Annotated in this window: 22 protein-coding genes and 2 tRNA genes; 18 read left to right on the plus strand and 6 right to left on the minus strand. The window is 52.7% G+C overall.

Annotated features, from left to right (window positions below; translation table 11 throughout):
- Position 1: 1 nt before the first annotated feature.
- Together BUB55_RS04530 and BUB55_RS04535 are read right to left on the minus strand one after the other, a co-directional pair.
- Complete coding sequence (locus BUB55_RS04530; protein WP_073188607.1) at positions 2–1,162, minus strand: class I SAM-dependent RNA methyltransferase; 1,161 nt, start codon at positions 1,160–1,162, stop codon at positions 2–4.
- 75 nt (positions 1,163–1,237) lie between these two features.
- Positions 1,238–1,309 (minus strand) — tRNA-Gly (locus BUB55_RS04535).
- A 125-nt stretch (positions 1,310–1,434) separates the two neighbouring features.
- On the opposite strand from BUB55_RS04535, the gene infC reads away from it, so the two are divergent.
- Genes infC through rplT form a run of 3 tightly spaced genes read left to right on the plus strand, consistent with a single transcriptional unit; the run spans position 1,435 to position 2,633 of the window.
- A complete protein-coding gene (gene infC, locus BUB55_RS04540; RefSeq protein WP_234971800.1) occupies positions 1,435–2,052 on the plus strand; it encodes a translation initiation factor IF-3 in 618 nt (205 codons plus the stop codon).
- Positions 2,053–2,073: 21 nt separating this feature from the next.
- Positions 2,074–2,271 carry a 50S ribosomal protein L35 gene (gene rpmI / locus BUB55_RS04545; RefSeq protein ID WP_072812865.1) on the plus strand — a complete coding sequence of 66 codons (198 nt, stop codon included), beginning with the start codon at positions 2,074–2,076 and terminating at the stop codon, positions 2,269–2,271.
- 11 nt (positions 2,272–2,282) lie between these two features.
- Positions 2,283–2,633: a 50S ribosomal protein L20 gene (gene rplT, locus BUB55_RS04550; protein WP_073188609.1), complete on the plus strand. Its 351-nt coding sequence runs from the start codon at positions 2,283–2,285 to the stop codon at positions 2,631–2,633.
- Positions 2,634–2,706: 73 nt separating this feature from the next.
- On the opposite strand, the gene BUB55_RS14175 is transcribed toward rplT, so the two are convergent.
- On the minus strand, positions 2,707–2,853 hold the full coding sequence (locus BUB55_RS14175; protein WP_159431928.1) for a hypothetical protein: 147 nt from the start codon (positions 2,851–2,853) through the stop codon (positions 2,707–2,709).
- 248 nt (positions 2,854–3,101) lie between these two features.
- Between BUB55_RS14175 and BUB55_RS04555 the strand changes: the two genes are divergently transcribed.
- From BUB55_RS04555 to BUB55_RS04560, 3 genes are read left to right on the plus strand one after another with little or no spacing between them, the layout of a single operon-like run.
- On the plus strand, positions 3,102–6,650 hold the full coding sequence (locus tag BUB55_RS04555) for a DUF7305 domain-containing protein (RefSeq protein ID WP_143152897.1): 3,549 nt from the start codon (positions 3,102–3,104) through the stop codon (positions 6,648–6,650).
- Between the two features lie 31 nt (positions 6,651–6,681).
- Complete coding sequence (locus BUB55_RS13945; RefSeq protein ID WP_143152898.1) at positions 6,682–7,260, plus strand: hypothetical protein; 579 nt, start codon at positions 6,682–6,684, stop codon at positions 7,258–7,260.
- A 53-nt stretch (positions 7,261–7,313) separates the two neighbouring features.
- Positions 7,314–8,594 (plus strand): M16 family metallopeptidase, encoded by a 1,281-nt coding sequence (locus tag BUB55_RS04560; RefSeq protein WP_073188613.1) that lies wholly within the window; start codon positions 7,314–7,316, stop codon positions 8,592–8,594.
- Here BUB55_RS04560 and BUB55_RS04565 read toward each other — a convergent pair.
- Positions 8,591–10,564 carry a DEAD/DEAH box helicase gene (locus tag BUB55_RS04565; protein WP_083596878.1) on the minus strand — a complete coding sequence of 658 codons (1,974 nt, stop codon included), beginning with the start codon at positions 10,562–10,564 and terminating at the stop codon, positions 8,591–8,593. The genes BUB55_RS04560 and BUB55_RS04565 overlap by 4 nt on opposite strands.
- 218 nt (positions 10,565–10,782) lie before the next feature.
- On the opposite strand from BUB55_RS04565, the gene BUB55_RS04570 reads away from it, so the two are divergent.
- Positions 10,783–10,867, plus strand: a tRNA-Ser gene (locus BUB55_RS04570).
- 122 nt (positions 10,868–10,989) lie between these two features.
- Here the strand turns inward: BUB55_RS04570 and BUB55_RS04575 are convergent.
- Positions 10,990–12,780 (minus strand): pectate lyase family protein, encoded by a 1,791-nt coding sequence (locus BUB55_RS04575; RefSeq protein ID WP_073188615.1) that lies wholly within the window; start codon positions 12,778–12,780, stop codon positions 10,990–10,992.
- Positions 12,781–13,006: 226 nt separating this feature from the next.
- A complete protein-coding gene (locus BUB55_RS04580; protein ID WP_073188617.1) occupies positions 13,007–14,179 on the minus strand; it encodes a TraB/GumN family protein in 1,173 nt (390 codons plus the stop codon).
- Positions 14,180–14,331: 152 nt separating this feature from the next.
- Here BUB55_RS04580 and BUB55_RS04585 point away from each other — a divergent pair, with 152 nt between their 5' ends.
- The 11 genes from BUB55_RS04585 (at position 14,332) to BUB55_RS04635 (ending at position 26,163) form a co-directional block, all read left to right on the plus strand.
- A complete protein-coding gene (locus BUB55_RS04585) occupies positions 14,332–14,937 on the plus strand; it encodes a hypothetical protein (RefSeq protein WP_073188619.1) in 606 nt (201 codons plus the stop codon).
- A 58-nt stretch (positions 14,938–14,995) separates the two neighbouring features.
- The gene (locus BUB55_RS04590; RefSeq protein WP_143152899.1) at positions 14,996–15,421 is read left to right on the plus strand and encodes a hypothetical protein; all 426 of its coding nucleotides are present in this window, start codon (positions 14,996–14,998) and stop codon (positions 15,419–15,421) included.
- A 41-nt stretch (positions 15,422–15,462) separates the two neighbouring features.
- Positions 15,463–16,140, plus strand: coding sequence for a (d)CMP kinase (gene cmk / locus BUB55_RS04595; protein WP_073188623.1), 678 nt, complete (start codon positions 15,463–15,465; stop codon positions 16,138–16,140).
- A gap of 30 nt (positions 16,141–16,170) precedes the next feature.
- The gene (locus BUB55_RS04600; protein WP_073188625.1) at positions 16,171–17,961 is read left to right on the plus strand and encodes a 30S ribosomal protein S1; all 1,791 of its coding nucleotides are present in this window, start codon (positions 16,171–16,173) and stop codon (positions 17,959–17,961) included.
- Positions 17,962–18,106: 145 nt separating this feature from the next.
- On the plus strand, positions 18,107–19,438 hold the full coding sequence (locus BUB55_RS04605) for a bifunctional phosphopantothenoylcysteine decarboxylase/phosphopantothenate synthase (RefSeq protein ID WP_073188627.1): 1,332 nt from the start codon (positions 18,107–18,109) through the stop codon (positions 19,436–19,438).
- Entirely contained in the window at positions 19,425–20,252 is an 828-nt protein-coding gene (locus BUB55_RS04610) for a hypothetical protein (protein WP_073188629.1), read from the plus strand. Before BUB55_RS04605 ends, BUB55_RS04610 begins: the two co-directional genes overlap by 14 nt.
- 3 nt (positions 20,253–20,255) lie before the next feature.
- The gene (gene dnaB, locus BUB55_RS04615; protein WP_073188639.1) at positions 20,256–21,677 is read left to right on the plus strand and encodes a replicative DNA helicase; all 1,422 of its coding nucleotides are present in this window, start codon (positions 20,256–20,258) and stop codon (positions 21,675–21,677) included.
- The gene (locus BUB55_RS04620) at positions 21,677–22,459 is read left to right on the plus strand and encodes an MlaE family ABC transporter permease (RefSeq protein ID WP_073188641.1); all 783 of its coding nucleotides are present in this window, start codon (positions 21,677–21,679) and stop codon (positions 22,457–22,459) included. Before dnaB ends, BUB55_RS04620 begins: the two co-directional genes overlap by 1 nt.
- Before the next feature lie 13 nt (positions 22,460–22,472).
- Positions 22,473–23,264, plus strand: coding sequence for an ABC transporter ATP-binding protein (locus tag BUB55_RS04625; protein WP_073188643.1), 792 nt, complete (start codon positions 22,473–22,475; stop codon positions 23,262–23,264).
- A gap of 106 nt (positions 23,265–23,370) precedes the next feature.
- Positions 23,371–24,768: a hypothetical protein gene (locus BUB55_RS13950; RefSeq protein WP_143152900.1), complete on the plus strand. Its 1,398-nt coding sequence runs from the start codon at positions 23,371–23,373 to the stop codon at positions 24,766–24,768.
- A gap of 336 nt (positions 24,769–25,104) precedes the next feature.
- Entirely contained in the window at positions 25,105–26,163 is a 1,059-nt protein-coding gene (locus BUB55_RS04635; RefSeq protein WP_143152901.1) for a hypothetical protein, read from the plus strand.
- Positions 26,164–26,253: the final 90 nt, after the last annotated feature.

Consider the following 26,253-nt stretch of genomic DNA (forward strand, 5'->3'; position numbering starts at 1 on the left):
TTTACTTCCTCTCGAGCATCACGATGGTTTCGAGGTGCGGGGTGCCGGGGAACAGGTCGAGCGGCTGTACTTCGCGCACGCGGTAGCCGTAGCGTTCCCATTCCTTGAGCGAGGCGGGAATCTCGTCGGTGCCACAGAACACGTGGGCCACGCGGACAGGCTTGCGCATGGCGAGCGCGTGGATGACTCCGGGTTCGCAGCCCTTGCGGGGCGGGTCCAGCAATATCTTCTCGGGCTCGCCGGGGATGGGCCGCGGGAGTCTCGTCTGTACGAACATCTCGTCGATTTTGCCGGCGACAAAGCGGTAGTTTTTCTTGAGGAACTTGGCGCTCGCCTTCGCGCTTTCGATGGAGGCGCCTTCCCATTCCACGCCGAGTACGGATTTGGCGGCTTCGCCGAGCGCAAAGCTGAAGAGCCCGTAGCCGCAGTACAGGTCCAGGAAGTGGTCTTCCTTGCCGAGGCTGAGCATGCGGCTTGCGGCCTTGATAAGATTGTGGATCTGGCTCTCGTTGATCTGGCTGAACCCGGTGACCGGGTATTTGAGGCGGAAATGCCCGAGGTCGAGCGTGAGGTCGCGCGGGCCAAAGAGCTGTTTGAAGGCGAGTCCCTCGGTGGGGCGGCGGCTCTCGAGGTAGTAGTCGGAACCGGTCGGGTCAATGTAGGCGTGCGCGGCGGTCACGTGGTAGGGGCATGCCGCGAGCACTTCCGAAATGGCCTTGAGCTTGCGGACAATGCTGGCGTCCAGTTTTTTGACGTTGAAAACGACTACTCGGTACTTGTAGGTGCCGCGGATAATGATCCAGTTGAGGGCGTACGCCAGGGGCTTGTAGGCGGGCGTGATGAGCTTGTCGAACAGCAGGCGGTAGATGGCGTTGTGCTCCTCGGGCTCGAGGATGCTGTCGTATTCGTTGAACCTGAGGTCGCCGGGCTGCATGTCCACACGGCGCTTGCTGGTGGTGCGGTAGTGGCGGGGCATGGGGCTTGCGACCACCGGCTGCGGACCGCAGGGGAGGCGGTTCACTTCCCAAAATTCGCGGATGGCGGCGTTTTTTACCCGGAGCTCGTCCTTGTAGTCGAGGGGGGCGAGGGTCTCGCCGTAGGCGGAATCCGATTCCTTGGTGTAGCCAGGGAGGTTGTGCGCGATGGCCTGTTCAAAAAACATGGTAGCCTCGGGTCGTGGTTAAAAGAAAAGCCCCGCCTAAATAACCCGTTTTGGGCTGTTAGGCGGGGTTCTGAGAGCGGCGGACCGGGATCGAACCGGCAACCATTAGCTTGGAAGGCTAAGGCTCTACCATTGAGCTACCGCCGCTAGCTAGCCCAAATGTATAAAAAAAGCCCATTTTTATAAAGGGGTCCCCTTGAAACTTGTTGGAATTTTTTAGAAATCTTGCTAAATTTTGCCTCACAAAATAAACATCATACCTAGGAGCATACTTGTACCCTAATCCGCGCGATCGCCGCATGCCTAACCGTCCCAGTGACGGAACTCGTACCAACGAGGATATCCATATTTCCCCGATTCGTCTCGTGAAGGAAGACGGCGAAGCCGTTATCATCGAGACCGCTAAGGCTTTGCAGATGGCTAAGGACGCCGGACTGGACCTGGTGGAAGTGTCTCCGAATGCAAAACCGCCCGTTTGCCGCATCATCAACTACGGCAAGTACAAGTTCGAGCAGCTCAAGAAGGCGAAGGCAGCCAAGGCGAAGCAGCACGTGGTGAAGCTGAAAGAAATCAAGATGCACCCGAAGACTGCCGAGAACGACTACCTGTACCGCATCAAGCAGGCTGCCGCGTTTTTGCAGGATGGCATGAAGGTGAAGCTTATTATGCAGTTCCGTGGCCGCGAAATGGCCCACATGGACTACGGTAAGCGCCTGATGGAGCGCGCCAAGGAAGACTTGCTCCAGTACGGCGATTTGGAAATGGACTCACGGGTCGAGGGCAACACGATGCTCTCTATCTATGGTCCTAAACGTGGTGCGGGTTCCGCCAAAAAGCAGGACCAGGCACCGAAGCCCGCAACCGAGCCAAAGGCAGCAGGTGAGGCTTAACAATAAACCTAAGAGGTAAAAATGCCTAAAATGAAAACACATAGCGGTGCTAAGAAGCGCTTCCGCGTGACGGGTTCCGGCCACGTCAAGTTCAAGCGCGCTGGTATGCGCCACATTCAAGCCAAAATGACCACTAAGCGTAAGCGCAACCTTCGTAAGGGTGCACTCGTCAAGAAGGTCGATACCTATCACGTCAAGCGTCTGCTTGTAGTAGCATAAGGAGAGTAAGAATGCCACGCGCTAAAACCAGAGTTCCTTCCCGCGAACGCCGCAAAAAAATCCTCAAGGCCGCCAAGGGCTTCTACGGCCGTCGCAAGTCGAACCTTCGCCTTGCCATTGACGCTGTAGCCCACGCCGGTCAGTATGCCTACGCCCATCGCCGCGACAAGAAGGGCACGTTCCGCTCCCTGTGGATCGTCCGCCTCAATGCCGCCGTCCGTGAGCACGGCATCAGCTATAGCCAGTTCATTTACAAGCTTTCCAAGGCCAACATCAAGATGAACCGCAAGGTTCTCGCCGACATGGCCGTCGCCGATCCTGAAGCATTCGCCAAGGTCGTCGAAGTCGTGAAGGCTGCTTAATAGCTGACTTAGCGAAAACGCGAGAAATTGTCCCCTGCCGGTAAAACGGCGGAGGACTTTTTTTATTTGCAGTTTATCGGTGACGGCCATGGTGAGCCGGAGTCGCCAGGCGTAAGCTGGCGACGTAGGCGAGAGCATGCGAAATACCAGAGGTCTCGGTTCCCGATGTAATGAGCATGCGGTCGTGTCCCGCCGTCGCCGATCCGGAAGCATTCGCCAAGGTCGTCGAAGTCGTGAAGGCTGCTTAATAGCTGACTTAGCGAAAACGCGAGAAATTCGCCCTGCTCCTTGCGAGTGGGGCGTTTTTTGTGCGTTTGTAAAAAAAATGACAGACGAGCTTGTATGCAAATAAAAAGATTATATTCAAAAATAGACGGCCTAAAAAAAGAGTGAAAAATGAGTTTTTTTCGTAGGCTAATTATGACGTGTGCAGTATCCAGCTGTGCATATGCAGTTACTGTCTATACTATGGACGAACAGTTTTCTCACAAAAAACAGACCGTTTTAAGGTTTAAAGTTGAAAATAATTCCAGCGATACTTTGAATGGTATAGAGCTGCGTTATCATGTTGTTGGGGATACATCCATTATTGAGGCTCCTGAATACTATTATTTTCCTGAGGGATCGGCCAATTGGTCGTTTGAAGATTCTGTTAATGCGACGCTTGTTATTTACTTTCCAGAAGTTATTCTGTATCCTGGAGACGTGTTGGGAGGAAGTTCAGGCTATGCTATAGGTCTTCATAACAAGGAGTGGGCTGTATGGACAAAGGCGGATGACCCCTCTCAACCGAAATCAGAGTTCTTTTCTGTTGCGGAAAATGTAGAGGTCCTATCTGGCGGAAAATCGTTGATGCCTGATCTCGGAAAATATACAGGTTGTCCGGTGGTACAATTTGTTGCGGTAACTAAGGATTCAGTTTCGTTGCAGATTAAACAGCAATCGGATGCTGATTTGGCCTCAATTGCGATAAAAAATAAAAATGGTATTGTCGTATCGGCGAATTTGAATGAGTCTACAATTGATGCAATGGGTCAAAAGATTTGGCATGGTTATATGCCGACACAAGATACTGTAGAACATCGAGGTGAAATATGGGCTGAATGTAATGGACAACTTCTTTCATATTTTGCTTATGGTTGGAAGCCAACGGGTGCCATGGATGCGGTGAAAAAAAATCTTTGGCCTTCTACAGATTCCTTTGTGAGAGCTGATTTTGATATGGGATTCAATCAGGGGCTAATTGAAGGTCAACGACTGGTTTTACAGAAAGATTCTCTTGGGCAATATCTGGATGCCCGTCGTACAGAAAATTGGAAATTTTATCGCACTTGGGAAGAGCCGGGAGAGAATCCGATGCCTGTAATTTGGTCATCGCCACTTATGCAATATGACGAAAGTGATATTGATTCGCTAACTCTAGAATGGAGCCCCATTGAAGAGGTGAATTGGTATCGACTTCTTGTTATAAGGGATTCTTTGGTGGGGGATTCCGTATTATTCGTTGATACAACGGTCTCTATGTTCACGATGCGTACATCGGTGAAAATACCTGTTCTTCCTGCAGGAAAATATGTATGGTATGTTGACCCACTTATAGAAGTTCCAACAGATGAAAATATAGAGGGAGAAGAGTACTACATTATAACAGGCGATGACGCTAATCCTGAAAGTGGCAACTTGAGTGGGAATCCCCCTGTACTAAGAGCTCCTTGGCACAAAAGGGTTGGTAGATGGGCGAAAAAGACAGTGAAGAAAGCTGTTGAATATATTTCTCCAGCGACTAAGGTTACTCAGGATATTGCTACAGGAAATTTGACATGGAATAATGCTCTTACATATACGGGTAGTTTTTTGGTGAATAGGGTCAATCCCTTTGGGTTTATACAGATTTTTGTTCACACGGAAACGATTCATACGAGGGTTAATGCGGTAACAAAAAATATGGAATGGCTGCAAAAAACATATGATGATAGATATGTTTACAATGCTCTTTTGACGGATAAATGCTTTGGCTCGTCTGCGTTTTGTGCAATGAAGGATTCGAGAATGTTGGCTGAAAATTGGAATGTAGGATTTAATGAAAAAAATTGGGATAGAGTTTTTCCGAAAAAAGATGTGAACGGAAATACAAATTATGCGGTCCATAACCGCTGCTGGCTGACAATGGCGCAAATGATAAATCATTACAAGGGTGGAAATATTGCTTCTGATGAAATACTATATAATGTAAGGGGTGGGTTTAGTGACACAGCAGTCAGTAATGCGATTGAATCAATGCAGGCTGTGAATTACGCATTGGGCCTAGATGTGTGGGACCAGGTTACTCATAATACGTTGTTAAATAGTTTTAAGGCGACGGGATTAATCCCGTCAGTTGATGGCTGGTCTGCGGGAACCCCGTTTTTGCATACAATAATTACAACAATTGAATCGGGAAATGTTCTCGGGGTTACGCAAAGTAATGGTGGTGCGCATGGTGGGCATGCAATGGTTTTAAATGGATATAAAATTAAGAGTAATGGTAACGTAGATATACATTTATTGAATGTTGACAATATGGGCGGAAGTGAATGGCGATATTATTGCAACATTTCTTTTCTTGGATTGGATGTTGTTGTGCGATTTGTTGTTAATGGGATAGGACAACTAGTTGATCTTATAAGGGATCAAGAAGATAATGGAAAAAATTTGAGTGGGGATATGTTCCTATTTTACTACATTCCCCCGCAGGGAGTACATGGACGTCTTGCAAATGCGAGCGTTTTTGAAGATTCAGATGGTGATAGTATTGTAGATATAGATGAAAACAAACGTTTCGGAACGAATCCATTGAGGCCGGATTCAGACGGAGATGGAATAAATGACTATAATGAAATTCTCGATTTTAAAAAGTGTGAAACATATGGTGGGTATTATGTTTCGTCAATAGCGACCCTTATAGATCTTGAGCCGCAAATGTCCTATGTATTACAATCAGATTTTGATGGTGATGGCCTTCATGCCGCAGTGGATAGAGATTCTGATGGCGATGGATATTGTGATGGCCAAGAACAGGGCTTTTTGGAGATGGAATCAATTCATAAATGCGAAAGATTTGATGCGAGAAAACATCCTGAAGGAGTGATTCCTCTTTGCAATGAAGTTCGGGTGGCTCTTCTTGCTAAGGAAAAACTTCAACTTAATGATAGAGCGTCGTGTATCGCTTTGAATGGCTTGTTTTGCCCAGTAGCTTCTTATGAAAACTCCTTTAATGACCTTTATGGCGTGCGACTTGGGGTTGACGCTTCTGTGGGTAATGTGTATTCTACAAAGTCTGTGTTGTTACGAGATAGGGCAAAGGTGTATGGAAACTTGGAAACGGCAGGAAATGTTGTGAGGCAAAGTTCAACTGCATTAATTACGGGAAATGTTGTTGAAGGTTCTACTCAATCTAATGAAAATATTGCTAGGTATGAATCTATATTTAATGATGTTGTGGTTAATGGAGATTTTACAATATATCGCAATCGTAATATAAATTCGGGAGAATTTATGTATTCCAATATTTTGGGTGCTGGATCGAATAATACAGAATTTAATTTTAATTCTGGTTCAAACCTTGTGCTCAATGTGACTGGAAATTTTCTAGTTGGCTCACTTAAATTTCAGCATGGCTCAAAGCTTTACGTTCCTGCTGAAGGCGATGTGGTTTTCCATGTTGGAAATGATTTTCAATGGAACGGAACTGTTGAAACAAATGATATGATTTCTGCGGCGCAGCATGTCATGATTTATTACTATGGCGTAAATAGGGTGTTTGTGCAGACTGATTTTGCAGGTACAATTGTTGCTCCGAATGCGGAAGTGGTTGTTGGTCAGTCGGGTAAGAATTTTTATGGAGCGATATACGCAAAGAGTATTGTGGTCCATCAAAATGCAAAAATTACTTGGGTGCCGTTTGCTCCTCTGCCAAAGAATACGGTTGTAGCCGGTGTTGGTGATTTTAGTTTGCCTAGCTATGTCTTTTTTTATTAAGGTGCATATGTGGAAAATACATTGGCTCATATTGGCTTTGATTCTTTGCTCTATTTTGGGGTGCTATCCAAATGGGGATGGCATGGAGTGCTTTGGAAAAGACCGTTATGCTAGTCTGAATTTTTTGACGACAACTCCAGTGGACAGTGTCCAGTTCTATTTAGATGAACAAAGGATTTGTTATGGGGATGTTGGCCATTATTATAAACTAGTCGTTTGCAAAAGTTTAACAACGGATGCTGATGTTGCTTCTGATTTTTTTTCAGAAAAGTGTATGGCTTCCGAAAAAGAAAAAACTTGGACAATTTTTCACTGTTATGTTGGCAAACCATCTGATGGTGTTGTTGTAAGTTCAAAAGAATTACGTGTCAAAGTTTTTTCGACTAATCGGGAAAAGATTGACATTCCTCTTGGTTCTCTTGGTGGACTAATTACAAATGTTTTTCCTGAACGCGATTCAGCGGAATGGTTTGGGTACAGAGATAATCCAATAAGACCTTTTTTGGATGATTTTTATTCTCCTGCCTTATCAATGCGAAAAGGTTGTTTTAATGGCTTTTGTGTAGCTTCTTTGCCGATGGTTGATAAAGAAGTATGCTATGACAAATGACAATTTTTGAAAATTGTTGTTCGCATGTGGCAAAAAATCTAAATTTCCCTTTGATGAAGAAAATACAGAGGTCTCATTACCGGCGCACGGTGTTGCCGAACGGCGTTGTCGTGCAGACGGACTATATGCCGCACGCCTATTCCGCGTCCGTAGGAGCTTGGCTCCCGCGCGGATCCCGCCACGAGAAGGCGGACGAATTTGGATTGAGTCATTTTTACGAACATCTTGTTTTCAAGGGCACGGAAAACCGTTCCGCCCTGGATATCGCGCGCAGTGTCGAAGACCGCGGCGGTAACCTGGAAGCGTACACGACGCGCCAGGAGACGGGCTTTTACGCGAACGTCGTCGCGGAAGACGTGCCGCTCGCGGTGGATGTGATTGCCGATATGCTCATGAACCCGCGCTTCGAAAAGTCCGACATGGAAAAGGAGCGCAAGGTCATTATCGAGGAAATCCACAGCTACGACGATATTCCCGAGGAGCTGGCGGGAGACGTGTTCAACGCGGCGCACTTTGCGGGTTGCGGCATTGCGCATTCCATTACGGGCAAGGCGCGCGACGTTCGTTCGCTGACGCTGGAACAGATGTGGGAATACGAAAGGCAGGTGCTCGAGGATTTCCCGGTGTACGTGTGCGCGGCGGGCAAGGTGGACCACGAAACTCTTGTGGATATTTGTCGCAAGAAATTTTCTGCCAAGAAGTCGGGCAAAAAGACTCCCTCCGATGTGTACTGTGCCAATTCGGGCATCAAGATTGTGTCGAAGCAGGATGTCCAGCAGTCGAACCTCTTTTGGGGAACGAGCTTTGGCTCGGATATGCTCGAACCGCGCAACCGCTATGCCATTTCGCTATTCAATGTGGCGATGGGGGCTGGCATGTCGAGCCGCCTGTTCCAAAAGATCCGCGAGGAGCGCGGGCTTGCCTATTCGGTGTACTCGACCATCGACGTTTACCGCGACTGCTTGGACTGGGGGGTGGCTTTGGCGACGGAACCGCGCCGTTTAAAGACTGCAGTTTCGCTCTCCAGTGATGAAATCAACCGGTTCTTGCGGGATGGTTTTACGAAGGGTGAACTTGATCGCACTCGGGCGAACATCCTTGGGAATATGCGCGTTGGAGCCGACAGCCCCGAAAAGCGGGTGATGCGCCTTGCCGAGCAAACGCTCCATTTGGGCCGCGTGTTCTCGATGCACGAGGTGGAACGAGGCTTGTTGACGCTCACCGAGGACGAGGTGATGGACGTCGTGCGCACAGCCTTCGAAGCAGGCAAGCGCACCATCGCCGTGGTGCAACCCGACGACGCCAAGAAAACGGACTTGAAAGAATTTCTTTAATGCCGTCCGAAGCGGCGGGTTCTGCGGAACGGCTTGTCGCCGAAGTCCCGTTCGTCGTGGTCCTTGCGGAACGGCTTCTCTCCGAATTTTTCGCGGCGGCGTTCTTCACGGTTGAGGAACTTTTTTCCTCCACGGTGGAAACTCTTGCTTTCACGGGGAGGCGGGGCGTCGTCCGTCATCACGCGGAACCGCGCGTCGTTGCCGCGGATCGTCATGCTCGAGAGCGCTTCCAGTACCTCGTGCGGAATCGCCTGAGGCAGCTCCACAGTGCTGAACTTGTCAAAGAGTTTGATGCGCCCGATGTTGCTGCTGCTGATGTTGCCCTCGCCGGCAATGGCCCCCACGATGTCGCGCGGGGTCACATGGTGGAACCTGCCAACGGCAAGGTAGTAACGCAAAAAGCCTTCCTCGATCCCGTTTAATCCTTCTTTGCGCTCCTTGCGCATACGCTTTTTCTCTTCCCCAGAGAGCCCGTTGTCGCTGGCTTCGTCGGCTCCAATGAAATCGCGACCGCTGCGAGCCTTCTCCTTGCGGTCCTTCGGGACGTCAAGCGGCTGCAACTCCGGGAACAGCGGCTGCTTCTTTTGCTGGATCTTGATGGCGGCTGCGGCCAAGTCCAACGCGGTAATCTCGGTGGTGGTGCCGTCGACGTTCTCGACGGTCGTGCCTACAAGGGATTCCAGCAGGTCCTTGAATTTTTCCAGGTTCCCGTAGCTTATCACGCTCTGGATTTTTTGCTTGAACGCCTTGACGCGTTTTTCGCTAATTTGTTCAGAAGTCGGGAGGTCCATCGTATCGATGGGCTGGCGCGTGGCCCTCTCGATAATCTTGAGCATTCGCTTTTCGCGCGGGGTGATGAACAAGATGGCGTTTCCGCTGCGGCCCGCGCGTCCGGTGCGGCCAATGCGGTGTACGTACGATTCGGTGTCGTAGGGGATGTCGTAGTTCACCACGTGCGTAATGCGGTCCACGTCAATGCCGCGGGCGGCCACGTCGGTCGCGACCACAATGTCGAGCTTGCCCATCCTTAAGCGGTTGATGGTGCGTTCGCGCATGGATTGCGCCAGGTCGCCGTTCAGCGGGGCCACGTTGAAACCGCGGGATTCCAGCTTCTCGGCAAGTTCAGTCGTGTTCTGCTTGGTGCGCACAAAAATCAGCACCCCGTCAAAATCCTCGGCTTCGAGTACGCGGGCGAGAGCCTCCAGTTTGTGCTCGTTCTTCACCAAAAGGTAGCGCTGGTGGATGTTCTCGACGGTGGTCGTCTTGCCCTGGATGCAGGCTTCCTCGTATTCACCGAGGTACTTGTCGATAATGGCCTTCACCTCTTGGGGCATGGTGGCGCTAAAGAGCGCACGCTGGGCATCGTTAGGGATTTCCTTGAGGATCGTTTCGACATCCTCCTCGAAACCCATGTCAAGCATCTCGTCGGCCTCGTCGAGGACAATCGCCTTCACGTGCGAGAGCACGACCGAACCGCGCTTGAGGTGGTCAATGAGGCGCCCTGGGGTGGCGACGATGATGTTGGCGTTCCGCTTGAGGGCGCGGAGCTGCACGGAGATGTCTTGCCCGCCGTAGACCGGGACCACATGGACCTTGGGCATCTTGGCGGCGTACTGCTGGATGGCTTCGGCCACCTGGATGGCCAGTTCGCGGGTCGGCGTGAGCACGAGCATGGAGGTTTCGTGCGCGTTGAACTGCAGGCGAGAGAGGAGCGGGAGTGTGAACGCGGCTGTTTTCCCGGTGCCGGTCTGTGCCGTGCCCAAAAGGTTGCTGCCCTGCAAAAGGGCGGGGATGGCTTTTGCCTGGATGGGGGAGGGGGTTTCGTAACCGGCAAGCTTCACGGCGTCGAGAATTTCTTCGGAGAGGCCCAGGTCGTCGAATGTCACCAGGGCTTCGTCGCCCTCGGTTTCGCGGATTTCTATATCGGTTACCTCGGAGGCGTCGACCGTCCCGTTCGTATCTTCAAGCATAATGTTCCTTCGGGAATCCTGAACTTCACCTGCGGCCCATGCCGCGTTAAATAGCCCCGAAGTGCACTCGCACTTATAAACTTGAAGTTGTTGGGATGCCCTCAATCGGTATGTCAGGCCCAAAGTTAGAAATTTAAGTAGAAAATCAAAGGCTGCCACGAGATGTAACAAGGGGTCTTTGACAGTTGGGTGTGATTTTACTACATTAGGCGAACCTCGGAGAGATGCCAGAGTGGTCGATTGGGCCGGTCTCGAAAACCGGAGTCTGTCACAGGACCGAGGGTTCGAACCCCTCTCTCTCCTGAACACAAAAAAGGGTGCCTGTGGCACCCTTTTTTGTGTTCATAGGTGAAACATCCCACCCCTCCGCCATAAAAAAGAAAAAGGACGCTCCATGGCGTCCTTTTGATAGATGAGTGCTTAAATTACTTCACTTGGATGCGGGTTGTGCTCTTCCCGATGCGCAGAATGTAGCTGCCGGAGCGGGAAAGGTTCATCTCGAAGTTATCCTGTGTGACGGCCTCGGTGGCGAACAGGCGACCCTGCATGTCGAAAAGCGCGACGGTCTTGCCGACGGCACCCGCGATGCGGATGCTCCTGCCGACGGTTTCCACCTGGAAGTGCGTGCCGCTGGCGATGCCTGCCAGGCTTGTCGTCCCCAAAGAACTGCTGGATTCTTCAACCGTAACAGAGGAACTGGACTTGCCTTCGCTGCTCGAGGATTTTGCCACGCTGGACGAAGAAGCGGCTGTACTCCCGTTTGCCGGGGTCACGGTAATGGTCCCGCTCTTTGTGGCGTTGCTTGACCCGCCAGTTGTTGTGACCGTGAATTTGTAATCGCCTGCCGCGGCCGAAGCGGAAACGGTTCCCGCGATATGGAAGTCGCTCCCTTGCATGGTGCCTGTGACGCCATCGGGCAAACCGGTGACGCTTGCTCCCGTGGCTCCAGTAACCGTGTAGTAGAATTCTGCAATCGCCTGCCCTTGTGCCACGCTCTGATTAGCGCTGCCGCTTCCATGTTTCGTCAAGCTGGCTTCACCGCCACCCATAACACTGCTTGAAGAAGTTCCGCTGCTGGAGCTTGTCAAATTTCCTGTTGACGAGCTGGACTTTGCAGATGAACTGGAAGCGGCAACGCTGCTGGAGCTCACCGGAGTCACGGAGGTTCCCTCACCGGGGTTCGGGAGCGTCGCACCCGCGTACTGCGTAATGGAATCTCTGAGGGCGTATGCCTTGCTCTGGGTGCTCACGTCGGTGAGTCCCATGCTGTAAGAGGGCTTGAATGCACTTGAAGCCTTGTCGGCATTGGCGTCGCCCTTCTTGATGTTTTCAAGGAAGTTGCCCGTCGAGGCGACTGCCGTATGCTTGCCGTCGTAGTAGTCGATGGGCTTGTTTACGCCAATGAACACGTTGTTCTCGACGCGGAGGTCCGCTTCGATGGCGGCTCGCACGCAGGTGCTCGAGGTATTGCTGTTGAAGAGGTTGTTTGCCACGTGCACTTGGCCGTAGCGCACGCGGGGCATGCGCTCCTTGACACCGTTTGCCCACCAGTTGTGGTGGAGCGTGGTCTTGAGCTTGCCGCGGTCGCTGGTCTTGCTGTCGCTATTGCCGATGAGGTTGCTGAACTGGTGCTCGGTAGAAGCCGAGGTGTAGCTGAACTTGGTCCACGAGATGGTCACGTAGTTTGCGCCGTTGATCACGTCCAGGTTGCCGTCCTCGCCGTCGTACACGTCCAGGTGGTCGAGCCACACGTTGGAGCCGCCGTCCACATGCAAGCAGTCGCCGGCGTCCTTGTCAATTGAGCCCGCGCCCTTGAAGGTCAGGTTCCTCAAGATGACGTTCTTGCCCTTGATGGTCATGACGGTGTTGTCTTCGTTCGTGTTGTTCGTGAGAGTCTGTTCCAGAACGGCTCCCTGGTAGCCGTAGATGGTCACGTTGTTGCCGACAGAAATTGCGCTCTTGGAGGGAACCTTGTAGGTGCCCGGTTTAACGTAGATGGTGTAGTTGCCGGCCTCGGCGTACTTGCGGAGGTCCGAGACGTTCGAAACCGTGACGACCGTTTTGCCCGCGCCGCCCGTGGTGCCGCCGTTCTGTGTCGCCCATCCCGCCATGGGGAGGTCCGGTGCCGTGACCGCGAAGGTTGAAGTTGCCGCTGTCGCTCCGATAAAGGCCGCGATGGCGAGAGTAGAGGCTGCTTTTGACGATGTGTGTGTCATTTTAAATCCCTTTCTTCCCACTGATTTTTTGAACAAAAAATTCCGCATTCGCCAGAATGTTCTCAAAATCTTTCTCAAAATATATATCAAAAAAACGGTAAGTCAATACCGGGGGTGGAAAATAAATTGCGCAAAATATCTAAAATTTTACGAAAAATAAACAAAAAGGCCGATTTTCAAACTAAAAAACGGCAATTGTAAAATGTTCTCAAAAAAATCTTGAAAGCTAGAATGCCTGGTAAATATTGAAAATGGCCAGGACCTTTCCGATGATGGCGGGGATTCCCGGGCAGAGGAAGCACAAGATTACGCGGGTCACGCGGTTTTTCCACCAGCGCTTCACTTGCCAAATGTCGTCGCTCAGCGTTTCCATTTCTTGCACGCGCGGCGGTCGCATGTACACCTGGGTGAGCGCGGTGAAGAACCCGACGCCAATGAGCGGAGTGAGCCCGGTGAACGGGGCTGTCACGAGTGCCACGAGTATGGTGAGCGGGTGTCCGCCGGCGATGATTGTCCCGAGCATGGCGCCTCCGCCGGTGAGCATGGCCCACTGCAGGCTGAGTTCACCCGCCTTGGCGGCGCCCGCGTGGATACCAATGGCGACGATGCTTGCGATGATGGCTATGGGGATAGCCCACCCGATGATCTTCCAAACGGGGGAGCCCTTGGGGATGACGCTGATGGACTCTTCGCTCGGGAGTTCCTTGTTCTCACCGATGATGCTCGTGATGCCCTTCGCGTGTCCGGCGCCCACGACGGCGACGATCTTTTGGCCGGGTGCGTTCTTGATGCGCGAGGCGAGGAACTGGTCGCGCTCGTCAATGAGGACCTGCTTGACCTCGGGGTAGGCCTTGCCGAACTCCTGCATCATGCTGTTCAGGGCGTCCTGTTCCTTGATTTTTGCAAGCTCCTCTTCGCTGATCTCGGTCTTGTCGAAGATGCTTGCGAAGAGCCCGCCCAGCAGGTTGAGCTTGCGGTACCAGCGGGTGCACGCCCAGGTGCGCTTGAGGGTGATCTTGATGTCGCGGTCTGCGAGAACCATCGGGATGTTCTTCTCGTTCGCGATGTCTACGGCTTCCTTGAGCTCGGAACCGGGCTTGACGCCGGTCTGTTCGCCCATGCGTTTTTGGTACGACCCCAGTACGAGGTTCGCGATGAGGGTGGCGAGCTGTTTCTTTTTAATGACTTCCTTGAGGTCGGTGTTTTTCCACCGGTCCGGGTCCTGGATGGACTTGAGGCGCCCCTCGTCGAGCTCTACGCAGATGGTGTCGGGTTTCTCGGCCTCGATGGTCTCACGGACGAGCTCCTTGGAAGCCTGGGATATGTGTGCCGTGCCGACGAGTACGATTTCCCGGCCGTCCGGGGTCTGTATGCGGTAAATATCTGCGTTTTCACTCATATTGGCTTTGAAGATAGAAAAAGAAACTCGTTAAAACCTGCATAAGTACAATAAAATCACGGAGTTAGGTAAAATTTTATGGAATTTTCCCAAAATATGGCCAAAAATTGTTATATATTATTATGGGATTATTTTTTCGGAGGTACTGCCCTATGAAAAAACTTTTATTGGGATTGACATTTTTTGCTTTGATTTTCTCTGGCTGCGCCGGCTCCAGATCCGACGACCCGGAAGCCATTGATTCGGCCCTTGTCGGCTTCACCTCCTGCGTGCAGGGGTCCCGCTGGCAGGAAGCCCTTGAGTACGTGAACGAGGACGAAGCCCGCGCCATTAGCCCGGACGGTTACGAGTTCAAGGAAGAATACAAGATTGCCGCCCGTCGCTTGCCGCTCTCCACGCTCCGCAAGGCCGGACTCGAGGTTGACGGTCGAGGCCGTCTGGTGGGCATCAAGGACGCCATGGACGAAGCCAACGAACGTTACGTGATGTCCGAGGAACAGGCCAAGGTCGGCACGAACCTGAAGCAGATGGAAGACGAACGCATCAAGCGTCGCCTGGAAGAAGGCCAGAAGATTCTGAAGGAAGAAGAAGAGGCCGCCAACCAGGAACAAGAAGAAATCGTGTTCTCCAACAAGTTGACGGAAGAGGAAAAGCGTAAATACGGCAGCACCCGTGATTTGCAGGCTCCCGAAGCCGTACCGGATGCCGACGTCGAAGAAGCCGAAGAAGAAATTCACGGCGACTACGAATCTGATTGATAGTTTGTTCGCAACGTTTTTCCCTCGGCCTAGGTCGGGGGATTTTTTATAGGTAGGTATGAAAAGGTTGTTGATGATGGCTTTGCTTGCCTTGGCCTTCGCGGGTTGCGGGGACTGGGGCGTGGGAGACGACGGCTACTACGGCGGCCGCCAGTTCAACGAGCGTTTCCACTACTACTATGGGCAGGAGTGCTATTACGACTTTGGCGACTACGTTTGCGCCTCTGCCTACTCACTCTCTTCGGTACTCAATATCGCGGTGCGGGTGGAACCCGACGGCTTTGCGACGCTTTACTACGACGACCAAGGCCCTCTGTACTACTACGAGGACGAGTACGTTTACGGCTACGACGCCCATTACGGGGATTATTTCCAGTTCGGCCTGAATTCTGACGACGTGCTCACGGTTTACCTCGATGGGCTCGAGGCGGTGTACAGCGACTCGTGGAACGACGTCGAATACCACTACTATTACGACTTTTAGCGTTGCTAGCCCCTTGAAATTTTCTATCTTTGCGCTCACTTATGGCTTCATCAAGTGAGCATTTTGTTATAGCCCTCGACGGCGGATCGGGTACCGGCAAAAGTACGACGGCCAAGATTGTGGCCAAGACTCTCGGTATTACCTACCTCGACACGGGCGCCATGTACCGCGCGGTGACGTTTGCCGCCCTCGAGAAGGGACTACCGGCCGAGGAAGGACCCGCCATGGACGAACTGCTCAAGGACCTCAAGCTCTCGTTTGACTCCGAAAACCACATTTTGATCAACGGAGTTTCGCATGAGCAGGAAATTCGCGGTATGCGCGTTTCGAGCAACGTGAGCATCTACTGCGCCCTCCCGTCGGTCCGCAAGGCCATGACCGAAAAGCAGAGGGAGATTGGCGCCTCTTCCAGTTGCATCCTGGACGGCCGCGACATCGGCACGGTTGTGTTCCCCAATGCCAAGTACAAGTTTTTTATGGTGACGGACGTGAAGGTCCGTGCCGAACGCCGCTACAAGGAACTCCTTGAAAAAGGCGAAAAGGTTACTCTCGAAGAAGTTCTCCAGAACCTGGTCGAACGCGACCGCCTGGATTCTTCGCGCGCGAACGCCCCTCTCAAAAAGGCGGACGACGCTATAGAAATTGACACTACACACATCTCAATCCAACAACAGGTCCAAAAGATTCTCGACTACGTAGGTGTAGTGGCGCAGTCCTGAGTTTTTTCTACCGCAACCAAACAAAACAATATGTCTCAAAACATCAAATTCGGAACACAAGAAGATCTCGAAGAAATCCTCGCTGCCCAGGGCGAATGCTCCCCGGACTTCCGCAAGCAGAACGCCGACATCTATGCCGGTATGGACTGCCTGGAACAGGGCAAGGTCGTGACCGGCAAGATCAGCCAGGTCAATGATCAGGAAGTGCTCATCGACGTGAACTACAAGTCCGAAGGCGTGATTGACCGCGCCGAATTCAAGGACACGGATTCTCTCGAAATCGGTTCTGAAATCGAAGTTTATGTTGAAAAGCTCGAAGATGAAGACGGTCGTCTCATCCTCTCGAAGCAGCGCGCCGACTTCGCCCGCGTGTGGGAACGCATCCGCGTTGCCTTCGAAAACAACGAAGTCGTTCGTGGCAAGCTCACGAAGCGCATCAAGGGCGGCGTGGTTGTCGACCTCTTCGGTATCGACGCCTTCTTGCCGGGTTCCCAGATCGACCTCCGTCAGATCCCGGACATCAACGCCCTCATCGACCAGGAATTCGACCTCAAGGTCATCAAGGTCAACAAGGCCCGTCGCAACATCGTCGTGTCCCGCCGCGTCGTTCTCGAAGAAGAACGCAACAAGCAGCGTGGCGACGTTCTCGAAACTCTCGAGAAGGGTCAGGTCCGCAAGGGTATCGTCAAGAACATCACCGACTTCGGTGCGTTCATCGACCTTGGCGGCGTAGACGGCCTCCTCCACATCACCGACATGAGCTACAAGCGCATCAACCACCCGACCGAAATGGTCCAGCTTGGCCAGGAAGTCGAAGTCATGGTTCTTGACTTCAACGAGAAGAAGGAACGTATCTCTCTCGGCATGAAGCAGCTCAAGCCGCATCCGTGGAAGGACATCGCCGAACGCTACCCCGAAGGCGCTATCGTCAAGGGCAAGGTCGTGTCCATTACCGATTACGGTGCATTCGTCGAACTGGATTCTGGCGTCGAAGGCCTCATCCACGTTTCCGAAATGTCCTGGACGCAGCATGTCAAGCACCCGTCCAAAATCCTCACCGTCGGTCAGGAAGTGGAAGCCGTGGTGCTCAAGGTCGAAGAAGATGCAGAACGCATTTCTCTTGGCATGAAGCAGCTCGAAAGCGATCCGTGGGATTCCATTGAACAGGAACTTCCTCCGGGCGCCCGCGTGGTTGGTGAAATCCGCAACATCGCTTCCTTCGGCGCCTTCGTCGAAATCAAGGAAGGTGTTGATGGCCTCATCCACGTGTCCGACATGAGCTGGACCAAGAAGATCACCCACCCGAACGAAATGGTCAAGAAGGGAGACAAGGTCGAGTGCGTTGTGCTCGCCGTCGATAAGGAAAAGCGTCGCATTTCCCTCTCCATGAAGCACCTCACCGAAGACCCGTGGGATTCTATTGAAACCACGTTCCCGGTGGACTCCGAAGTGAAGGGCAAGATTGTGCGTATGCTCGATCGCGGTGTCGTCGTCGAAATGAGCGAAGGCATCGAAGGCTTCATCCCGGTCTCCAAGCTCACCGCTGAATACATCAAGGTTCCTGCCGATGCATTCAAGGTTGGCGACGAAGTCCCGGCTGTTGTCACCGAAATCGACCAGAACAACCGCAAGATCTACCTCTCTGTGGTGGACTACTTCAAGAACCGTGAATCCGCCGAGCTCAAGGCTTGGATGGACTCTCACAAGCCGGGCGAAAACGGCACCACCATTGGTGAAGCCACCGCCCCCGCCAAGAAGAAGGCCACTAAGAAGAAGGCTGAAAAGCCGGCTGAAGAAGCCGCTGCTGAAGAAGCCAAGTAAGATCTCTTACTAGTTTAGAAAGTCCCGCGGGCATTAGCCTGCGGGATTTTTTTTATGACCGCTCGTTCGTCGTCTCGGGTGCAACCGCGACCGATTAATATCGGTCGCTTTTTGCTTACGGAATGAAATTTCTATCTTAGGGGGCATGAACCTTGCTGGAAAGAAAATCCTTCTGGGTGTCTCGGGTGGTATCGCGGCTTACAAGAGTTGCGAACTTTTGCGCCTACTCCAAAAGAAGGGCGCCGAAGTGCGTGTTTGCATGACCGAGTCGGCGACGCAGTTTGTGGCGCCTCTGACGTTTGCCTCCCTCTCCAAGTGCCCGGTGTACCTCAAGAGCGGCGCCGTGGAGGCGCGGCCTTTCCAGCACATTGACTTTCCGCGGTGGGCGGACCTTTACCTGGTTGTCCCTGCGACCGCGAACGCTATCGGGAAATTTGCCTGCGGTATCGCCGACGACCCGGTGAGCCTCTGCTTTATGAGCTGCAACTGCCCGCGCTTTATTGCCCCAGCCATGAACGTTGCGATGTACAACAGCCCCGCCGTAAAGCGCAACCTGGAGGCGCTCCGCGGCTTCGAAAATACGACCGTGCTCGAATCGCCCGCGGGTGAACTCGCCTGTGGTGAAGTGGGGCAGGGAAGGCTCCTTGAACCCGCAGAGATTGTGAAGTGGCTGGAAGCGAACAGTGTCATCCTGAGCGTAGCGCATTGCGCGGAGTCGAAGGATCTCCCTGCCGTGCCCAAAGCCCCCGAACCGCCCGCGTTTCCTGTCGCGCAGGACATCGAACCGACTTTAGACAAGACTCTCCCCGGTTACGGCAAGAAGGTGCTCATCACTGCGGGCCGTACCGAAGAGGCGATTGACCCGGTGCGCTATATAAGCAACCGCAGCAGCGGAAAGACTGCAGTTGCCATCGCCGCGACCTTCCTTGCAAGCGGTTTCGATGTCAGCGTTGTCGCGGGGCCAATGGAGGCGGAGTTCCCGGGCGGGGTGCATGTGACCCGCGTAAAGAGTGCCTGCGACATGCATGCGGCGGTGCTTGCGCAGGCTAAGGACGCCGATGTGCTGGTGCATTGTGCCGCCGTGGCCGACTACCGCCCCAAGGCTCCCGCCAACGAAAAGATCAAGGACAGCCGAAGCCAGCTTGTGCTGGAACTCGTGCCGAATCCGAACATTTTGCGCGACTGTACTGCTGCCCGCCTTGAGGGGCGCGCCAAACCGTCGCAGGTCATTGTGGGCTTTGCCCTGGAGACGGACCACTTTAAGGAGCACGCTGCCGAAAAACTCCAAAAGAGCGGCGCCGACGCCCTTTTGCTCAATGCCCCCGTGGCAAGCGGCAGCGGCTTTGGGTTTGATGATGTTCGCTATGCGCTGGTGCGCCCTGGCGCCGATATCCCCGAGATGAAGCTGGGGAGCAAGGTGGACTTGGCGCAAGAAATAGTAGATTTTGCGAAGGGAAAACTCGATGGCAGAATTTGATTTTAGCGAACTTCGCAATTACCTCCAGGGGCAGGCCGACTTGGGCGGTGCCGACATTTTGTTGGACGAGCCTTGGACGTTGGCAAAGCAGCCCGGCATGCCTGCCATTCCACAGCGCCCTGCCGCCGACCGGGGCCCGGCGCTCGTGAAGCCTTCGGCTCCCGCCGCCCCCGCCAAAGTAGCGCCTCCTTCGTCAAAGCCGTCTCCGGTTTTCGAAGGCGTCATGCCGGCTCCGCGCCCTGTGAAAAAGCCGGTTGCCGCTTACGAATCGGCGGAATCGCTCGATGCATTTTACGATGATGTTGCCAAGGAGTCCGTTTATGCGGGCGTCCCGGGCATTGCGCGATACGAGGGCCCCGAACACCCGCAGTTGCTCCTGTTGTTCCCCGCACCGCATGCCGATATCCCGGCAGGCAAGTTCTTTGAATCGCCCACCGGAGAAATGCTCGTACGCCTATTTGCGAACTTGAATGTGCAGCAAGGCGACATTGGAATCGCGTATTTTTACAAGGGCCCGGTAGCGCGGAACTTCCCCCCGCTTTTGGAGACCGTCCTCCGCAAGATGCTTGCGAAGGAACTCTCGTTTATCGAACCTAAGATGATGGTCACCTTTGGTGAACCGCTGTTCCACCAGGTCTTTGGCAAGGGCAAGGTCTTTAACGATTGCGCCGGAACCGACATGGATTTTAACGGTGTAAAAACGTGTTCCCTTGTGGATGCGTTTGCCATGGCGGGCGATAAGCAGCTCAAGTGGGTCACTTGGAAGGTCCACATCCCGCGCTGCAGTTACTTTAAAATTATATTTCAAGCATAGCTTATGCCTGATTTTAATAATGAACAGCCGATGTACGAGAATCGGCCTATTCCGGTCGACGAGCAAGCGGAACGCTACCTGCTCGGCGGAATTTTGCGTGATCCGAACGTAATGGAAACTCTCGCTACGGCGATTCCCTCGGATGATTTTTTCTTTTTTGAACGCCACCGTTTGGTTTGGCATGCGATGACCCAGCTTTTCCGCATGGCGAGCCCGATAGATGTTTTGACCCTCTCTGCCGAATTGGAGAAAGAGGGCAAAATCCAAAAGTGCGGTGGTCGCGAATACATCTTTGACCTGATGGACGCCGTTGCCTCCTCGGCCAACGTGGAATGGAACGTCCAGCATCTGCGCAGCAAGTACGTGCTGCGCCAGTTGATCAAGGCTTCTGACGATACCATCAAAAAGTCCTTGGATGCCTCCATCGCTCCCGAAGAAGTGCTGCAGGATGCCGAAAAGACCATCTTTGCCATTGCCGACCAGCAGGTAAGGAAGTCGTTGCTGCCGATCGAGAAGTTCGTGACGCCGCTCCTGGACCGTTTGACCAACCGCAAGGAAGGGATTACGGGTATCCCGACGGGGCTTACGGAGTTGGACGAACTCACCAACGGCCTGCAGGATTCGGACCTCATTATTTTGGCGGCACGCCCCGGCGTGGGCAAGACCTCGTTTGCCCTGACCATCGCCGCGAACGCCGCTATTGACTACAACCGCAAGGTTGCATTCTTTAGCCTTGAAATGGACGGCGTGCAGCTTGCCCAGCGTTTGCTGTGCTCTCGTGCCCGTGTGGACCAAAGCAAGCTCCGTTCTGGCAAACTCAACCGCGACGAGATGAACCAGATTATCGCGAAGGTCGCCCCCATCAACCAGTCCCCGCTGTATGTGGACGACAATGCCGACCTCGGCATTATGGAACTCATGAGCAAGGCGCGCGAACTCAAGCGCAAGGACCAGCTTGACATGCTCATCGTGGACTACCTGCAGCTAATGAAGACGGGTGGCGAAGAAAACCGCGCCGTGGCCATTGGCGCCATTTCGCGCGGCCTCAAGATTTTGGCGAAGGAACTGCACATCCCGGTCATTGCGCTTGCCCAGCTTAGCCGTAAGGTCGAGGAAAAGGGCCGCGACCGCCCGCAGCTCTCGGACCTCCGTGAATCGGGCTCCATTGAACAGGACGCCGACATGGTGTGGTTCGTGGAACGTCCTTATGTGCGAACCCACAAGGACGAAGACTACAACAAGGCTGAGCTTATTGTGGCCAAGCACCGTAATGGTTCCGTCAAGGACATCCCGCTTTATTTTGAGCCGAACATCACGACCTTCTTCAACGCGATTAACGATGGCGGTGCCGGTGGCGAAGGCGACGAATACCAGTACGACGATGGCGGCGACATGGGCGCTACCGGATTTGGAGATTTTGGCTGATGGCAGTGATTCTAAAACCTGTTTTTTGGCTTGGTCGCGTGATTGCCGAGGGCATCTCCAGTATCGGGGAAGTCGTCTGCATTTTGCTGAACACGTTCAAACAGATGCCGCACGTGTTCAAGAACCCGAACTTGATTGTGAAGGAGATGATCTCCATTGGCGTCTCTTCGCTCCCGCTGTTGTTCGTGACGTCCATCTTTACGGGGATGGTGGCGACCATCATGGCGGAGTTCGAGTTCCACAACTTAGTTTCAGATAAATTTGTTGGAACAGCAGCTTGCAAGATGGTGCTCATAGAATTGGGTCCTTTGCTTACGGCGATTGTGCTTGCCGGCCGAGTCGGCAGCGCCGTGGCGGCGGAGCTCGGATCCATGAAAGAAAAAGAGGAACTGGCCGCCTATACCGTATTAGGCTTGGAACCGTACCGTTACCTTGCGCTCCCGCGTTTTGTCGCCTTCATTACGATGATCCCGTGCCTCACGGCCATTTCGAATGCGTTGGCTCTAATTGGGGGCTGGATTGTTTGTGTGCTCGCCCTCGACATTACCACGTACACCTATTACACGGGCATGCAGTACCTTTTTGAATCCATGGACCTTTGGTCTGGGATTATCAAGTCGTTTGTCTTTGGAACTTTGATTTTTGTGCTCGGTTACTATCACGGCATCAACGCGAAGCCCGGTGCGCACGGCGTGGGAATTGCGACCATGAACGTGGTGGTCTCGAGCTGCCTCATGATTTTGATTGCCGATTTTGGCCTCGATGCAATAATGTTCTTCTAAGCTGCAGGTGACTATGCCAAACGTAAAGATTGACCCGAACGATATCGCCATCCGCCTCAAGGGGCTAAAAAAATCCTTTGGCCCGCAGACGGTTTTGCAAGACGTGAACCTCGACATCCGTCGCGGCGAGACGATGGTCATTATCGGCAAGTCCGGTGGCGGCAAGTCCGTGATTCTGAAGCACATGATTGGCCTTTTGCAGCCGGATGGTGGCGAGGTGTCTGTGGACGGCGTGACCATCAGTACGCCGAAGTTCTTTGATACGCATACCATTCGCCGCAAAATGGGCATGCTCTTCCAGATGGGCGCCCTCTTTGACTCCATGAGTACGGGCGAGAACATCGCCTTTGCCCTGCGCGAACACCACCCGGAACTCAGCGAAAAGCAGATTCAGGATGTGGTGACCGAAAAACTCCAGATGATCAACCTTGTGCCCGAGTTCCGCACCAAGATGCCGAGTGAACTCTCGGGCGGTATGCGCAAGCGTGTCGCCCTGGCTCGTGCCATCGCATTGAATCCCGAAATCCTTTTGTATGACGAACCCACGACGGGTCTGGATCCCATTACGAGCGATGTCATCAACGACCTCATTCTCGACATGCAGAGCAAGCTCGGTGTGACCTCGGTGGTGGTGACGCACGACATGGTCAGCGCCTTCAAGGTGGCAGACCGTATCGCCATGCTCTACAATGGCCGCATTATCGAGGTCGGGACGGTCGATGAGATCAAAAATACCAAGAATCCGTACGTGCGCCAGTTCATTACGGGCCAGCGCAAGATGACGGAACCTGGTCAGGAAGAATAAAAAAGCACTTTTTTTGCAAAAAATCGTGAAAAATGACACCTCTGGGGGCTGAGGCGGTTGCATTCTGTAAATTTTAATTTATATTTCTTGGAAAGAGTGTATTTATATGCGTAAGAACCTGTTATATAGCCTTTTGTCTTTGTGTGCAGTCCTTTTGTTTTGGGCCTGCGGTGAAGGCGTTGTGGAGAGCGCCGAAGATAGCGACCACTTGGCGCTGGAACGATATGGCAATTTGACGGCTGCCGATGTGATTGACGCCTTGGAACAGTGCAAGGGCAATAAGGAGTGTGAGTCCCAGATAACCCAGGCGTTCCGGGACAACCCGATTTCTAAAAAGGATCCTGTGGACGAAGATACAGTCGTTTCCAGTTCCTCGGTGAAGGACAGTGTGTTGTCGTCGAGCTCCTTGTCTATTAAGTCGTCTAGTTCTGTGACGGATTCTCTCAGTTCGTCTGCCCCAGCGGATTCGTTGTCGTCGAGCGTCAACGAAGAAAGTTCGAGCAGTGTGGAGGAGAGCAGTTCGTCTGCCCCCGAAAGTTCGAGCAGCGTTGAGGAGAGCAGTTCGTCTGCCCCCGAAAGTTCGAGCAGCGTCGAAGAGAGCAGTTCGTCTGAACCCGAAAGTTCGAGTAGCGAGGAAGAGGAGTCCAGCAGCAGCGAAGAGGTGATTCTACCGCTGGGAGGAACATGCAAGCCTGTAGACAGGCAAGCCTATGTGGGAGATACCGTCGTATGGCAGTATATAAAAAATGAAGGAACCCGCGATGGCAAGGAGTATGAGTGGGAAAACCTGGATGGAGCCCGCGGCACGGGATTCCAAACGACTAGCGTTCCTATGGTGGGCATGGTGTTTGATAGCCCCCTAGATAAGACTTTCCCGCTTTTGACGGTCGATGGCCAAGATATGGGTGAATGCGTTTCTGTTAAGATTGTGGCCAGACCTGTGGAATCCAGCAGTTCTGTGACTTCCAGTCCCTCGAGCTCACCGACCTCCGGAACGAGTTCCTCGGTGCCGCGCAGTTCCTCTTCGACTCCGCAACCGTCCTCCAGTGAAGGCTGTAAGATTAATTATATGGGAGAGGTGGAGTGTCCCAGCAGTTCCTCCGTGACCCCCAGTTCGAGTAGTGTTGTGTCCAGTTCCAGCGAACCGCCGTCCAGCAGTTCCCAGGAATCCAGCTCGAGCGAGGAATCCAGCTCGAGCGAGGAATCCAGCTCGAGCGTAGAACCGGAGTCGTCGAGTAGCACTTTGTATACTGCCGAGAATTGTGCAACTTACTGCCCTAATGTTGGATGTGGAAGTGTTGAGTTTAGTATAGTAGGTGCGGGTTGGGCCTCATCACAAAGCCATTGTATTTTCCTGGAAACCAAACCGGACTATATTAACGCGGATTGTGCAGTGACGATTAATGGAACTGGAGTTAGTGGTTACGTAGCCTCTTTCGCTGATTCAGATATTGGTTACTATGTAGAGGTTACCGGTTCCAGTTGCTACTGGGATATAAAATAGAAATTAAAATTTTCTCAAAAAGCCCCCAAAAGGGGGCTTTTTTTGTGTTTTGCTTCACTAAAAATCGTCAAAGATTACCCTTTTGCCAAAGATTTATTTATTTTTCCACGAAGAGGTTTTTATATGAAGAAAAAACTTGTTTTTGGACTTTCCGCAGCATGCATCGCAGGTGCTTTTTGGGCCTGCGGTGATGGAGAAATCATTAATGCTGATGCTTCGTTGGAAGGACTTGCCGAAGAGGTTGTCATCGGACTTGGACTTGGTGAAGGCGATATTAAAAATGCCTTGGCCAACTGTGAGGCGGGTGCTCCTGGTTACGAGGGATGCCAAGAGGAAATGGCGAATCCCCCAGACATTATAGAAACGTCCAGCGAAACGCCTGCTTCAAGTGCGAGCCAGACTCCGGGCACGAGTGCGAGCCAGGTTCCTCACTCTTCCTCCAGCATTCTTAGGCAGACCTCCTCTACTGGTCCGATTGGCCAGTTGAGTTCGAGCAGCCAGGCTCAGACCCCTGTATCTCAGATAGTTGAGGTTTCTTCTTCGTCTGTCCAGCCGAGTACGGGTGATACTAACTATGGCACTTGCGCCCCGAAGGTTTCGACTATTGAATTGGACTCCTCTACCACGTGGACTTTCTCGAAGGGTGCTGCCATTACCAATCCGATGGACATGATGTCGGCGAAACTAGAGTGGACGTTTGAAGGGGGCTCTATCCCGTCTTATACTGTTACAGGAAGCACAACGTCTGAGGCGGTAACTTACACTACCTCCGGTGATAAGAAAGCCTCGGTGACGATTACGACGAAAAACGGTTCGGGTGTTGTGCAATGCTCCCCGCTCCATGTGAACGGCGCCCAGATTACTGGTTGCAAGTGCATGCCTACGAACATACAGCCTGATGTATCTCAGGGTCAGTCTGCTACGTGGACTGCTTCGGGATGCACGACCGCTGACGGACTTACCCTCTCTTATTCGTGGAAGGGCGCGACTGCTGACGCCACGGGCCTGGTTGCGACGGCCCCGGTCACCGCTAAGGGTGACGTGGTTACCGGTGTTTCTTTCACGGTTGCGAATGACGACAATAGTGTCGAAACTATTCAATGTGACGATGCGAAGGCGATTGACGCAACGAAGCCGGATTACCTAATTGAAGCAGCTAATACAGGAATAGAAGTCCCTGCTGGTGAAGCATCTATAACGATTGCGGTTAGTTATGCAAATTTCAAATGCCAGCCTCTAGGAGGTAGAAGTATGGTTGGTGGAACGATTACATGCGGCAGTAACGTTGTAACGATTGGCGCTGCAAATGAACAATGGTATTATATAGAAACACCATGTTCGGAACCCGTTGTTACAGTTAATCTGCCTGTTCCAGCTACGTGCGCTGTTTGGTAGTGTCAAGGGTTTTTCGCAAAAATAGTTTGTTCCAACATCAGATTTAGGCTACATTTCCTTTCTTTCTGCTCTTTTCCAGTTCCCGTTTCA

Source organism: Fibrobacter sp. UWP2, from assembly GCF_900141705.1.
GTDB lineage: Bacteria > Fibrobacterota > Fibrobacteria > Fibrobacterales > Fibrobacteraceae > Fibrobacter.